Raw genomic sequence first — 11,191 nt, 5'->3', positions numbered from 1 at the left:
GCGCTCGCGAGAATCGGGCGCGTCGTTGCTGTTAGGGGAGCCGAGGCCCATGATCCGGACAGGGACGGTGTGCTGGCGCAGGGGGCTCGTTTTCGCGCTCCCCGGGCTGTGGGTCCTGGGAGTCGTCGCCTGGGTGCTCCTCGCACCCCACGGCGCCCAGGCCGTCCAGTTGCTCGCCGCCACGCCCGCCATCGCCTGTGCGGGCACCGGCCGCCGTCAGTGCCTCGTGGTCGCCAGCGTCTGCGCGGTGTTCGCGCTCGCCCCCCTCGGCCCGGTCGGCCGGGTGGACACCGGCGTCAGACTGGGCACCTGCGGCGCCATCCTCGCCGTCGCCGCGGTCGGCTATCCCATCACCCGCCGCCGGCGCCTGCTCGTACGCGACCTGGAGCGCACCCGCGAGATCGCCGACGCGGCACAGCGGGTGCTGCTGCGCCCCCTGCCGCCACTGATCGACGGGATGCCCCTGGCGAGCGGCCATCTGTCCGTCAGCGAGGGCGCGCTCGTGGGCGGCGACCTCTACGAGGCGCTGGCCACCCCGCACGGCGTCCGCGTCGTCATGGGCGACGTGCGCGGCCACGGCTTCACCGCGATCGCCACCGTCGCCGCCATGCTCGGCAGCTTCCGCGAGGCCGCGCACGACGAGCCCGGACTCGCGGACGTGCTGCGCCGCCTGGAGCGGACCCTCCAGCGGCACCTGGGGGAGCGGGCGGCGGAGCCGCCGTCCGGCGAGGAGTTCGTCACCGTCCTCCTGCTGGAAGTGCGCTCCGACGGCGTCGTCACGGGCCTCAACTGCGGCCACCCCTGGCCGTACCGCATCTCCGGCGGCCGCCCCGGCCGCCGGGCGCGGGCCGCCGCGGTGGCGGACGGCGACCCGCTGCCCCCGCTCGGGCTGTTCCCCCTGCCGTCCGAACTGCCCGTCGCCCGGCTGACCCGGCTGCACCCCGGCGACGCCCTCGTACTGCACACCGACGGCGCCGAGGACGCGCGGGACGGGACCGGAGCCTTCTTCCCGCTCGCGCACGCCCTCACCGAGGCCGCCGCCCACGGCCCGCCCCTCGTCCCCGCCACCGTGATCGAGCAGGTCCAGGCCGCCCTGCTGCGCCACACCGGCGGCCGGATCTCCGACGACATCGCCCTGCTGGTGCTGTGCAACGACCGGCGGCCCGCCCTCGCCCCGCCAACTCCCCTCCGCCTGGCCCGTAGTGGCGAACCGAGCAGCTGAGGAGCCGCTTCCGTGACCGAGCCCCCGGCCGCACCGCCCGGTGCCGTACGCAGCCTCATCCCCGCCCGGATCGACCGGATGCCGTGGTCCGCCTTCCACACCAGGATGGTCGTCGCGCTCGGCGTCGCCTGGATCCTGGACGGCCTGGAGATCACCGTCGCGGGCGCCGTCGCGGCCGTCCTCACCCGCGGCGACACCCTCGGCCTCTCCACCGGGGAAGCCGGGCTGATCGCCACGGTCTACCTCGTCGGACAGGTCGCCGGAGCGCTCTTCTTCGGGCGGCTCGCGGACCGCCTCGGCAGGCGCAAGCTGTTCCTGCTCACCTTCGGCGTCTACCTCTTCGGCAGCGGACTGACCGCGCTGACGCTCGGTCAGGGCACCGGCTGGTACGCCTTCCTGTACTTCACCCGCTTCCTCGCGGGCACCGGCATCGGCGGCGAGTACTCCGCCATCAACTCCGCGATCCAGGAAATGGTGCCCGCCCGCTTCCGCGGCCGCGTCGACCTCCTGGTCAACGGCACCTACTGGGCGGGCGCGATCCTCGGCACGGTGGCGGAGCTGTGGCTCCTCGCGGCCTTCCCCGACCGGATCGCCTGGCGGCTGGGCTTCCTCCTCGGACCGCTCCTCGGGCTCGCCGTCTTCATGATCCGCCGCCATCTGCCGGAGAGCCCGCGCTGGCTGGCCATGCACGGCAGGCAGCGGGAGGCGGAGGAGGCCATCGCGCGCATCGAGAGCGAGGTCGAGCGCACCGGGCACGTCCTCGCGCCCGTGGACGAGAGCCGGGCGATCCTCCTCAAGGAGGCGCCGCGCGCGGGCTACCCCACCCTGCTGCGGCTGCTGTTCAAGCGCTACCCCGGCCGCTCCGTCCTCGGCTCCACCCTGCTGATCACCCAGTCCTTCCTCTACAACGCCATCTTCTTCACCTACACCCTCGTCCTGACCAAGTTCTACGGCGTCCACGAGAACCGCGCCCCGCTCTACCTCATCGCCTTCGCCGCCGGGAACCTGCTCGGGCCCGTCCTGCTCGGCCCGCTCTTCGACACCCTCGGGCGCCGCCGCATGATCACCGGCACCTATCTCTTCTCCGGCTGCGCCCTGGCCGTCACCGCCGCGCTCTTCCAGGCCGACCTGCTGACCGCGGCGAGCCAGACCGCCGCCTGGTGCCTGATCTTCTTCTTCGCCTCGGCCGGGGCGTCCGCCGGATATCTGACGGTCGGTGAGATCTTCCCGCTGGAGGTGCGGGGCCAGGCCATCGCGGTCTTCTTCGCCCTCGCCCAGTGCGTGGGGGCGAGCGGCCCGTACCTCTACGGCAGGCTGATCGGCGACGGCAGCAACCGCACCACGCTCTTCCTCGGCTATCTCCTGGGCGCCTTCGTCATGGTGGTCGGCGGTCTCACCGAGCTCTTCCTCGGCATCGACGCCGAGGGCAGGTCCCTGGAGGAGATCGCCACCCCGCTGTCCGCCGCGGCACCTCCCGAGGGTGGCGCGGAGGGCGAGTGGCCGGAAGTCGCCGGTGACCCCAACTCCCGGGGCTCCACCTCCCTTTGACGAATGGTGACGTCCGGTTCACACCCCGTGCGAAGCGATCTCCCCTACGCTGATCCCAACGAGCACCTCGGAGGGCAGGATGGAGCCCAACACACTCCTTGACGCCATCCTCGACGAAGCGGGGATCTCCCACGCGGGCCTGGCCGCCCACGTCAACGCGGCGGGCCGGGCCCGGGGCCTGGCGCTGCGCTACGAACACACGGCCGTCGCCCGCTGGCTGCGTGGCCAGCGGCCCCGCGGTCAAGTGCCCGACCTCATCTGCGAGGTGCTCGGCGACCGGCTGCACCGCGCGCTGACCCTGGACGACATCGGCCTCGGCACCCCCGGCAGCCCGCGGCTGCCCAACACCCCGCTCTCCGGCTTCGTGGAGCGCGCCACCGCCCTCTGGCGCTCCGACGAACAGCAGCGGGAACACGTGGTCAGCGCCCCCGCCGTGACCGGTACCCCCGCCGTCATCCCGGTCTGGGAGTGGGAGAACCCGCCCGAGGACGCCGATGTCTCCCGGCGCGGCCTCACCCGCGTCTCCATGGACGACATCGAGATGCTCCGCGCGGCCCGCACCCACTACGAGCAGATGTACCGCAAGGCGGGCGGCATCGCGACCCGCGCCCGCGTCGTCGGCTTCCTCAACTCCGAGACGGCACCCCTGCTGCGCGGCAGCTACACCGACGAGACGGGCCGCCAACTGCACCGCGCCACCGGCGGGCTGGTCGCCGTCGCGGGGATCTGCGCCTACGACTCCGACGCCCACGGGCTCGCCCAGCGCTACTTCCACCAGGCGCTGCGGCTGGCCAAGGCCAGCGGGGACCGCGGCCTGGGCGCGTATGTGATCGCCCTCCTCGTCAACCAGTCGCTCTTCATGCGGGAGTACCGGCAGGCGGTCGCGTTCGCCGAGTCCGCGCTGCGGGCGGCCGGTCCGGAGCTCACCCCGGCCCTCGCGGCCGACCTCTACGCCATGCAGGCCAAGGCGTACGCCCGGCTCGGCGACGGGGTGGGGGCGCTGGCCTGCATCCGCCGTGCCGAGAGCGCCGCCGAGCGCATCCGCCGCGGCCAGGAACCCGCCGAGACCGGCTATGTGCAGCCCGGCCTGGTGAACGTACAGGTGGCGGAGGCGCTGCTCAGCCTCGGCGATCTCGGACCCGCCCGTGAGCACGCGGACCGGGCCGTCGACACCCCCGCCCACGACCGGGGCCGTGTCCACCGGCTCGCCATGCTCACGCACATCGAGCTGCGTCAAGGAGACGCGGACAAGGCGGTGGCCACCGCACGGGAGATGACCGAGCAGGCGAGAGGCATGGAATCGCAGCGCTTACGGGATCGGCTCCGGGCGGTGCGCGAGCACCTGATCGAGAGTGGGTGCGCGGCCACAGCCGAGGCCGCCGAGATGATCGACGGGGCGCTGCGCGTGCCCCTGTGAGGACAGCGCCCGGGGAGGTGGCCACCTCGGCGGAAGGTGGCAACACGTGCGTTGGAAGAATCTCAGGGAACGGACCGTCTACTCGAACCGCTGGTTCCGGGTCAATCTCGCAGACGTCCAACTCCCCGACGGCCGCCACCTCGACCACTTCCTCATCAGGCTGCGGCCCGTCGCCGTGGCCACGGTGGTCAACGAGGCCAATGAGGTCCTGCTGCTGTGGCGGCACCGTTTCATCACCGACAACTGGGGCTGGGAACTGGCCGCGGGCGTGGTCGAGGACGGCGAGGACCTCGCGTTCGCGGCGGCCCGGGAGATGGAGGAGGAGACCGGGTGGCGGCCCGGCCCCCTGCGGCACCTGATGTCGGTGGAGCCGTCCAACGGCCTCACCGACGCCCGCCATCACATCTACTGGTCCGACGAGGCCGAGTACATCGGCGAGCCGGAGGACGACTTCGAGTCGGACCGCCGTGAGTGGGTGCCGCTCAAGCTGGTGCCCGATCTGATCGGCCGCGGCGAGGTGCCGGCCGCCAACATGGCGGCCGCGCTGATGCTGTTGCACCACATCAGGCTCGGCTGAGTCCCCGTGACGGCGCGCCGGGGGACGCGTCCCGCGCTCATCGGCCGGCCACCGCCTGCCAGACGGCGAGTGCCAGGGCGGCGAGGCCGGTGAGCGCGGCTATGGACGGCAGGGGCCAGGTGCCGTGTTCCAGGGCCCGTACGCGCTCGTCCAGCGCGGCGATCTCGTGCTCCGTCTGGTCGCCGCGCTGGGTGAGGAGGGCGAGGTGGCCGTCGATGCGGACGACGCCGACATCGAGGCTCCGCCTGAGCTCCGCGAGCTCTGCCGACCTGACGGCGTGCTCGGGATGGCTGGTCACGGTCCGTACCCCTTCCGGAAGAAGCTGTCTGTACCAACGGAAGCGAGTCAACCGCCCGGCGGGGCGCGGCGGGAGCGTGTGCGGGGGAGATGTGCGGGTCACCGCCGCACACCCCGTGCGAACACGGGTGTGCGACGGTGACTTCGCGTAGCGGCCGGGCCGGGGCGGGCTCAGTACGAGTAGAAGCCCGAGCCCGTCTTGCGGCCGAGGCGGCCCGCGTCGACCATGCGCTGGAGCAGCGGGGGAGCGGCGTACAGCGGCTCCTTGAACTCCTCGTACATGCTGTTCGCCACCGACGCGACGGTGTCCAGGCCGATGAGGTCGGAGAGCTTCAGCGGGCCCATGGGGTGGGCGCAGCCCAGCTCCATGCCGTTGTCGATGTCCTCGCGGCTCGCGATGCCGGACTCGAACATCCGGATGGCGGAGAGCAGATACGGGATGAGGAGGGCGTTGACGACGAAGCCGGAGCGGTCCTGGGCGCGGATCGCGTGCTTGCCCAGGATGTTGGAGACCAGCGACTCGGCGCGCTTGATCGTCTCCTCGCCGGTGGTGAGCGCCGGGATCAGCTCGACGAGCTTCTGCACCGGGGCCGGGTTGAAGAAGTGGATGCCGATGACCCGGTCCGGGCGGGACGTCGCCACGGCCAGCTTCACCAGCGGGATGGAGGAGGTGTTGGAGGCCAGGATGGCGTCGGGGCGGGTGACGACCTGGTCCAGGACCTGGAAGATCTCGGTCTTCACCTGCTCGTTCTCGACGACGGCCTCGATGACGAGGTCGCGGTCGGCGAACTCCCCCAGGTCGGTGGTGAAGCTCAGCCGGGCGAGCGTGGCATCCCGCTCGGCCTCGGTGATCTTGCCGCGCTCGGCGGCCTTGCCGAGGGAGTTGATGAGCCGGGTGCGGCCCAGCTCCAGCGCCTCGCCGGTGGTCTCCGCGACCTTGACGTCCAGGCCGGAACGGGCGCACACCTCGGCGATGCCCGCGCCCATCTGGCCGCAGCCCACTACTCCGACGCGTGCGATGTCGGTCGTCACATCGTGCCTTTCGCTGATCTCGGTCGTCCGGCGGAGGCCGTCCTCCCGCACCGGGTCGCGGTGCCGAGGACCCCCGGTCCCCGCCTCGTTCCAGACGTTACTCCGCGACGGGCGGTGCCGATGGGGCCGGGGCGGGCATGCTCTGCCCGTATGGTGTGACCGATCCGACAAGGAGTGGCCCGCATATGGGGCGTATGAGTCGAAGAGGGTTCACCGTGGCGGCCGCTGGGGTGATGTCCACGATGCTGGCGGCGGGCGGGACGGCCGCACTCGACCGGGGCGACGCGAGCGGCGCTCGCCGGAGGCGCGAGTTCCGGGGGATGTGGATCGCCACCGTCGTCAACGTCGACTGGCCGTCCGCGCCGGGGCTCGGCCCGGACCGGCAGCGGGCGGAGCTGCTCGCCCTCCTGGACGCCGCGGTGGAACGCCGGCTCAACGCCGTGATCCTCCAGCTCCGGCCGACCGCGGACGCGTTCTGGCCCTCCCCGTACGAGCCCTGGTCCGAGTATCTGACGGGCACTCAGGGACGCGGTCCCGGCTGGGATCCGCTGGCCTTCGCGGTGCGCGAGGCCCACCACCGCCGCCTCGAACTGCACGGCTGGTTCAACCCCTACCGCATCGCCAACCACACCGACCCCGGGAGGCTGGTCCCCACCCACCCCGCGCGGCTGCACCCCGACTGGGTGGTGCCCTACGGCGGGAAGCTCTACTACAACCCGGGCCTTCCCGAGGTGCGGCGCTTCGTCCAGGACGCGATGCTCGACCCCGTCGCCCGCTACGACCTGGACGGCGTGCACTTCGACGACTACTTCTACCCCTACCCGGTGGCCGGGCAGCGGTTCGACGACGACGCGGCGTACGAGCGCTACGGCGCGGGCCACCCCGACCGGGCGGCATGGCGGCGCGACAACATCGACCGCCTGGTACGGGAGATGGGGCAGCGCATCAAGCGGCGCAAGCGCCATGTGCGGTTCGGCATCAGCCCGTTCGCCGTATGGCGCAACAGGACGACCGACCCCCTGGGATCGGACACCCGGGCGGGGGTGCAGACCTACGACGACCTGGGCGCCGACACCCGCAAGTGGGTGCGCGAGGAGTGGATCGACTACATCGTGCCGCAGGTGTACTGGCCGATCGGCTTCGCGCCCGCCGACTACGCGGAGCTGGTGCCCTGGTGGGCCCGGACCGTACGCGGCACCGGGGTGCACCTCTACGTGGGCGAGGCGCTCTACCGCGCCGGTGATCCGACACAGTCCGCGCCCTGGCAGGACCCGGCCGAACTCTCCCGGCACCTCACACTGTGCCGTACACAGGGCGAGGTGCTGGGGAACGTCTACTTCTCCGCGACGCAGGTGGTCACCGACCGGATCGGCGCGCTGGCCCGCGTGGTCCACGACCACTACCCCCGCAGGGTACGGCCCCCGCGCTGAGGGCGGCCGTGGTGCTCACACGGAATCGGACGCCTTGTGGTGCTCCACCACGCAGTCCGGCCCCGGCGACATGACCGTCTCGTGGCCGTCCTGCTTGCGGACGCGGAACGGGGGGTTGCCGTTCGGTCCCAGCACCTCGACGATCTCCACGACGCGGTCCTGCTGTCCGACGGTCCGGCCATGCACGACCAACCGGTCACCCTTGCTCGCATGCATCGGCACTGATCCTTCCGATCGAGGTTCGACTGGTGCGCTCGGGTGCCCCCAATTCTACGGTGGACTGGGGTATATGGCCCGCTCCATGGCGCATTCGAGGCGATGCCGACCGCGCGCTCACCCCCGCGTGCGCTGGGTCACCGCGATGCAGACGAGCACGGCGACCGCGGCCACGGGCGCGGCGGGCGTCAGCCGCTCGCCGAGCAGCCCCACCGACCAGCCGAGGGTGAGCAACGGCTGCGCGAGCTGGAGCTGGCTCGCCCTCGCCACACCGATCACGGCCATCCCGCGGTACCACACCAGCAAGCCCAGGAACTGCGATCCCACCGCCAGCCACAGCAGCCCGGCGACGGCGTGCCCGGTGAACCGCGCCGGCTCCGCGTACAGGGCGGCCGCCGCACCCACCGCGGCCACGGGCAGACAGCCGACGAGGGCCCAGCCGATGACCTGCCAGCCCGGCATCTCCCGCGCCAGCCTGCCGCCCTCCGCGTAGCCCGCCGCACACACCAGCAGGGCCGCGAACAGATACAGGTCGCCGAGCGTCGGCGCGCCGCCGCTCTGCTGCAGGGCGAAGCCGAGGACCACGGCGGCCCCGGCCAGCGCCGCCGCCCAGAAGGCCCGCGAGTGCCGGGTCCCCGTCCGCACCGCCGAGTACGCGGCCGTCGTCAGCGGCAGCAGCCCCACCACGACCGCGGCGTGCGCGGTCGTGGAGGTGCGCAGCGCCAGCGTCGTCAGCAGCGGGAAACCGACGACCGTGCCCCCGGCCACCGCGAGCAGCGCGGGCCAGTGGCGGCGCGCGGGCGGCGGTACGCGCCGTACCAGCAGCAGACCGCCCGCGACGAGCGCGGCCAGCACCACCCGGCAGGTGGTGACGGACCAGGGCCCGAGCCCCTCCAGGGCCCACGCGGTCGCGGGGAACGTCAGCGAGAAGGCGGCCACGCCGAGAGCGGCGAGGAGGGTGCCGCCGGTCAGGGCGGCCGTACGGCCCGTGGGCCCGCCCGGAGAGCCCGGCGGGCTGTGCACTGCTATCGCCGCATCGGGGATAGCGCTATCTTTCACTCTCATGTATGAGCGTAACAGCGTCGCGGAACTGGCCGGAACCCTGCGGGGAGAGCTGAACCGCTACTCTCCGGGTGAGAAGCTGCCGTCGAGCCGGGTGCTCGTCGAGCGCTTCCGGGTCAGCCCGGTCACGGTCTCGCGGGCTCTCGGGGTCCTCGCGGCGGAGGGCCTGGTCGTCACCCGGCCGGGCGCGGGCGCCTTCCGCGCCGAGCCGCACGGCGCGCCCGCCCGCCGCGGTGACACGTCCTGGCAGCAGGTCGCCCTCAGCGCCGAGCCCGCGGGGGACGCCGTCCCCCGTACCGTGGACGCCTCCGGGGTCATGACGACCCTCGCGGAACCGCCGCCCGGCGTCATCGAGCTCAGCGGCGGCTACCTCCACCACGCGCTCCAGCCCGAACGCGCCCTCGCCGCCGCCCTCGCCAGGGCCGGCCGCCGTCCGGGCGCCTGGGGACGTCCGCCCCTCGAAGGAGTGGCGGAGCTGCGCGTCTGGTTCGCGCGGGAGATCGGCGGCCCGGCGGGCACGGTCGCGCCCTCCGACGTACTGATCACCGCGGGCGGCCAGAGCGCGCTCACCGCCGCCCTGCGCGCCCTGGCGCCGCCCGGCGCGCCCGTGCTCGTCGAATCGCCGACCTATCCCGGGATGCTCGCCGCGGCGCGCGCCTCGGGGCTGCGGCTCGTGCCGGTGCCCATGGACGCGCGGGGGGTGCGCACCGATCTGCTCGCCGACGCGTTCCGGGCGAGCGGCGCCCGGGTCTTCGCCTGCCAGCCGCTCTTCCAGAACCCCACCGGGACGGTCCTGGCCGACGACCGGCGGCGCGAGGTCCTCCGGGTCGCCCGCGAGGCGGGCGCGTTCGTCGTCGAGGACGACTTCGCCCGCCGCCTCGCCCACGAGGACGCCCCGCCGCTGCCGCCCACGCTCGCCGCGGACGACCCCGACGGGATCGTCGTCCACGTCTGTTCCCTGACCAAGGCGACCTCGCCCAGCCTGCGGGTCGGTGCCCTCGCCGCACGCGGGCCGGTCCTGGAACGGCTGCGGGCCATCCAGGTCGTCGACAGCTTCTTCGTGCCCCGCCCCCTCCAGGAGGCCGCGCTCGAACTCGTCGGCTCGCCCGCCTGGCCCCGCCACCGGCGCGCGGTCGCCGCCGAACTGCGCACCCGCCGCGAGGCACTGCTCACCGCCCTGCGGCGGGAACTGCCCATGCTGGAGGCGGAGTACGTGCCGGCCGGCGGCTTCACGGTCTGGGTCCGGCTGCCGGACGGCACGGACGAGGCCGCGCTCGCCGCGGCGGCGCTGCGCGCGGGAGTGGCCGTCGCCCCCGGCCGCCCCTACTACGCCGCGGAGTCCGCCGCGCCGCACCTGCGGCTCAGCTTCGCCGCGGCGGCCGGAACGGCCGAACTCGCCGAAGGCGTCAGCCGGTTGGGGGTGGCGTGTCGTGAGACGACGGGTCAGTGACCCTGGCCCTGGAGGCGCTCCAGCTCCCGGCGGTCCCGCTTGGTCGGGCGCCCCGCACCGCGGTCGCGGACGGCGACCGGCACGAGGTGCTCGCGCGGCGGCGGGGGCGGGCTGTTGTCGATGAGGCACTCCGCGGCGACCGGCGCGCCGACACGCTTGCGGATGATCCGGGAGACGACGACGATCCGCTCGTGCCCGTCCAGCCGCACCCGCACCTCGTCGCCGACGCGCACCGTCTGGGCGGGCTTGGCGCGTTCACCGTTGACACGGACGTGGCCCGCGCGGCAGGCGGCGGCGGCCTGGGAACGCGTCTTCGTGAGCCGCACGGACCAGATCCAGCTGTCGACCCGTACGGTCCCGGTCTGCTCGTCTGAAGCCATGCGTCGACTTTAGCCCGGTCAGTAGGCGGAGTTGACGTTGTCCATGGAGCCGTAGGTCTTGGCGGCGTAGTTGCAGGAGGCGACGATGTTGGCGACCGGGTCGTAGATGTCCCAGGACGTGCCGTCGACGTGGAACGCCTTGAACGTCGGGTCGATGATCTGCAGGAGGCCCTTGGAGGGGATGCCGGCGACGGCGTTGGAGTCCCAGTTGTTGATGGCCTGGGGGTTGCCGGTGGACTCGCGCATGATGTTGCGCTTGAGGCCTTCGTAGGAGCCGGGGATGCCCTTGGCGTGCATGATGTCGAGGGCTTCGGTGATCCAGCCGTCGAGGTTGTCGGTGTAGGCCTTCTTCGCCGGGGCCGCCGGGGTGGCGGGGGTGGCGGGTACCTGCTGGACGGGGGTGCGGTCTTCGGAGCGGCTGGCGGTGGCGTCCTTGGCGGCCCGGTCGCGGTCGGCCTGGGCCTTGGCCTTGGCGGCGTCGGTCTTGGCCTGGGTGGCGGCGGTGGTGGCGGCCTGGGTGAGCTGGTCCTGCTCGTGGGTGGTGTCGGCGGCCGCGGTGT

The 11,191-nt window shown here is 73.2% G+C and carries 12 protein-coding genes; 6 read left to right on the top strand and 6 right to left on the bottom strand.

The window, feature by feature from the left end; all coding sequences use genetic code 11:
- Positions 1-49 precede the first annotated feature (49 nt).
- The 4 genes from ACWD4A_RS18670 (at position 50) to ACWD4A_RS18655 (ending at position 4,764) form a co-directional block, all read left to right on the top strand.
- Entirely contained in the window at positions 50-1,222 is a 1,173-nt protein-coding gene (locus tag ACWD4A_RS18670) for a PP2C family protein-serine/threonine phosphatase (RefSeq protein WP_451195124.1), read from the top strand.
- A 12-nt stretch (positions 1,223-1,234) separates the two neighbouring features.
- Complete coding sequence (locus ACWD4A_RS18665; RefSeq protein WP_451195122.1) at positions 1,235-2,770, top strand: MFS transporter; 1,536 nt, start codon at positions 1,235-1,237, stop codon at positions 2,768-2,770.
- Between the two features lie 79 nt (positions 2,771-2,849).
- Positions 2,850-4,187 (top strand): tetratricopeptide repeat protein, encoded by a 1,338-nt coding sequence (locus ACWD4A_RS18660; protein ID WP_451195121.1) that lies wholly within the window; start codon positions 2,850-2,852, stop codon positions 4,185-4,187.
- Between the two features lie 46 nt (positions 4,188-4,233).
- A complete protein-coding gene (locus ACWD4A_RS18655; protein WP_451195119.1) occupies positions 4,234-4,764 on the top strand; it encodes an NUDIX hydrolase in 531 nt (176 codons plus the stop codon).
- 37 nt (positions 4,765-4,801) lie between these two features.
- On the opposite strand, the gene ACWD4A_RS18650 is transcribed toward ACWD4A_RS18655, so the two are convergent.
- Both ACWD4A_RS18650 and ACWD4A_RS18645 read right to left on the bottom strand, forming a co-directional pair.
- Positions 4,802-5,062 carry a hypothetical protein gene (locus ACWD4A_RS18650; protein WP_451195117.1) on the bottom strand — a complete coding sequence of 87 codons (261 nt, stop codon included), beginning with the start codon at positions 5,060-5,062 and terminating at the stop codon, positions 4,802-4,804.
- A 170-nt stretch (positions 5,063-5,232) separates the two neighbouring features.
- Positions 5,233-6,093 (bottom strand): 3-hydroxybutyryl-CoA dehydrogenase, encoded by an 861-nt coding sequence (locus ACWD4A_RS18645; protein ID WP_451195115.1) that lies wholly within the window; start codon positions 6,091-6,093, stop codon positions 5,233-5,235.
- Between the two features lie 185 nt (positions 6,094-6,278).
- Between ACWD4A_RS18645 and ACWD4A_RS18640 the strand changes: the two genes are divergently transcribed.
- Complete coding sequence (locus ACWD4A_RS18640) at positions 6,279-7,523, top strand: glycoside hydrolase family 10 protein (protein WP_451195113.1); 1,245 nt, start codon at positions 6,279-6,281, stop codon at positions 7,521-7,523.
- A gap of 15 nt (positions 7,524-7,538) precedes the next feature.
- Here the strand turns inward: ACWD4A_RS18640 and ACWD4A_RS18635 are convergent, their stop codons facing one another.
- Positions 7,539-7,739 (bottom strand): DUF1918 domain-containing protein, encoded by a 201-nt coding sequence (locus tag ACWD4A_RS18635; RefSeq protein ID WP_451195111.1) that lies wholly within the window; start codon positions 7,737-7,739, stop codon positions 7,539-7,541.
- A gap of 117 nt (positions 7,740-7,856) precedes the next feature.
- A complete protein-coding gene (locus ACWD4A_RS18630) occupies positions 7,857-8,804 on the bottom strand; it encodes a DMT family transporter (protein WP_451195109.1) in 948 nt (315 codons plus the stop codon).
- Between ACWD4A_RS18630 and ACWD4A_RS18625 the strand changes: the two genes are divergently transcribed.
- Positions 8,803-10,251 carry an aminotransferase-like domain-containing protein gene (locus ACWD4A_RS18625; protein WP_451195107.1) on the top strand — a complete coding sequence of 483 codons (1,449 nt, stop codon included), beginning with the start codon at positions 8,803-8,805 and terminating at the stop codon, positions 10,249-10,251. The genes ACWD4A_RS18630 and ACWD4A_RS18625 overlap by 2 nt on opposite strands.
- Here ACWD4A_RS18625 and ACWD4A_RS18620 read toward each other — a convergent pair.
- Together ACWD4A_RS18620 and ACWD4A_RS18615 are read right to left on the bottom strand one after the other, a co-directional pair.
- A complete protein-coding gene (locus ACWD4A_RS18620) occupies positions 10,245-10,631 on the bottom strand; it encodes an RNA-binding S4 domain-containing protein (RefSeq protein ID WP_451195105.1) in 387 nt (128 codons plus the stop codon). The two genes, ACWD4A_RS18625 and ACWD4A_RS18620, sit on opposite strands and share 7 nt — an antisense overlap.
- A gap of 18 nt (positions 10,632-10,649) precedes the next feature.
- Positions 10,650-11,191: transglycosylase SLT domain-containing protein (locus ACWD4A_RS18615; protein ID WP_451195104.1), on the bottom strand; the 542-nt coding region annotated here is incomplete at its 5' end.

This window comes from Streptomyces sp. NPDC002537, assembly GCF_053594975.1.
The sequence above is the reverse complement of the archived record's forward strand: the minus strand, read 5'-3'. Positions and strand labels throughout refer to the sequence as shown.